The sequence below is a fragment of the Variovorax sp. 20P10.2.4 genome (assembly GCF_058244205.1).
Map to the genome: position 1 here is coordinate 1 of NZ_JBZAYE010000993.1, position 1,858 is coordinate 1,858.

Genomic DNA, 1,858 nt, shown 5'->3' on the forward strand with positions numbered 1-1,858 from the left:
GACGCGGCCAGCGTGCTCGCCATCCCGGTGCAGCGGGTGCGTGTCAACGCGGCGCTCGACCGCACGGTCGAGGGCCTGCGCGGCGAGCATCCGCGCGTGGCCGAGGGCCGCGTCACGCTCAACCTCAACGACTTCTGGCGCCGCTTCCAGTTCCATGCCGCGCACGCGGTGCCCGACTTCCAGGCTCTGCACGCGCTGCGCCACGAACTGCTCGCGCACGAGAAGACGCGGCTCAAGCTCGGCCAGTTCCAGGCCAAGCCGCTGTCGACCTTCGTTCGCAACCGCCTGATCGACGAGCTCTACCTGCCGATCGTGGGCGACAACCTCGCCAAGCAGATCGGCGCGGCGGGCGAAGGCAATCGCACCGATCGCATGGGCCTGCTGCTGCTGATCTCGCCGCCGGGCTACGGCAAGACCACGCTGATGGAGTACGTGGCCGACCGGCTCGGGCTGATCTTCGTGCGCATCAACTGCCCGGCGCTGGGCCATGGCGTCACGGCCGTCGATCCGGCCAGCGCGCCCAACAGCGCGGCGCGCCAGGAGCTCGAGAAGCTCAACCTGGGCCTGGCGATGGGCAGCAACGTGATGCTGTACCTCGACGACATCCAGCACACCAGCCCCGAGTTCCTGCAGAAGTTCATCGCGCTGGCCGACGGCACGCGCCGCATCGAGGGCGTGTGGAACGGCGAGCCGCGCAGCTACGACATGCGCGGCAAGCGCTTCGCGATCGTGATGGCGGGCAACCCCTACACCGAGTCGGGCGACGTGTTCAAGATCCCCGACATGCTCGCCAACCGGGCCGACATCTACAACCTCGGCGACGTGCTCTCGGGGCGCGAGGCCGCGTTCGCGCTGTCCTACATCGAGAACAGCCTCACGGCCAACGCCACCCTGATGCCGCTGGCCTCGCGCGATCCGAAGGACGTGCAGCTGCTGGTGCAGATGGCGCAGGGCCAGGAGGTGCCGAGCAGCGCGCTGTCGCATCCCTACAGCGCGGTCGAGCTCGAGGAGATCAAGGGCCTGCTGCAGCGCCTGTTCCGCGTGCGCGACCTGCTGCTCAAGGTCAACCTCGCGTACATCGAGTCGGCCGCGCAGCAGGAGCACTACCGCGCCGCGCCGCCGTTCAAGCTGCAGGGCAGCTACCGCAACATGACCAAGCTCGCGGGCAAGGTCACGGCGCTGATGCGCGACGACGAGCTCGATGCGCTGCTGCGCGACCACTACCGCGGCGAGGCCCAGACGCTGACCACCGGCGCCGAGGAGAACCTGCTGCGGCTCGCGCAGCTGCTCGGCAGCCCCACGGCCGAGGAGGCCGCGCGCTGGAGCGCGATCTGCGAGGAGTTCGTGCGCCGCCGCAAGCTCGGCGGCGACGATGCCGACGCCAGCCAGCGCATCACCAGCGGCCTGCTCGACGTGGCGCGCGCGGTCGATGCGCTCAAGCCGCCGCCGCCCGAGGCGCCGGCCGAGCCGCAGCCGGAGACGCCGAGCGAGAGCCAGCGCCTGGCCGAGGCCATGCTGCAGATCGCCGTGACCTACCGCGAGCTGATCCTGCCGCTGGTCACGGCCACCGAGCGCCGGCTCGAGCTCGACCGCACCATCCGCCACGACATGGAGCGCCTCGCGGCCGAGATGCAGGGCGCGAAGGCCGCGGCGAAGCGGCCCGCGGCCAAGCCGGAGAAGGACCAATGAGCACCTCGCCTTCCGAGCGGCACGACGCGCTGCCGGTGCTGCTCGCGCAGCTCGATGCCGCCATGGCCGACCACCGCCTGAGCGACGACGAGCGGCGCGTGCTGGTGCACACGCTGCGCGAGGCTTCGCCGCCCGAGGACGGCCTGCGCCAGCTGCGCAACCGGGCCTT

Annotated in this window: 1 protein-coding gene; it reads left to right on the forward strand. The window is 71.0% G+C overall.

From position 1 onward, the window contains the following. On the forward strand, window positions 1-1,689 hold a 1,689-nt coding region (locus tag AC27VN_RS40325; protein WP_490880340.1), incomplete at its 5' end, for an ATP-binding protein. Window positions 1,690-1,858: the final 169 nt, after the last annotated feature.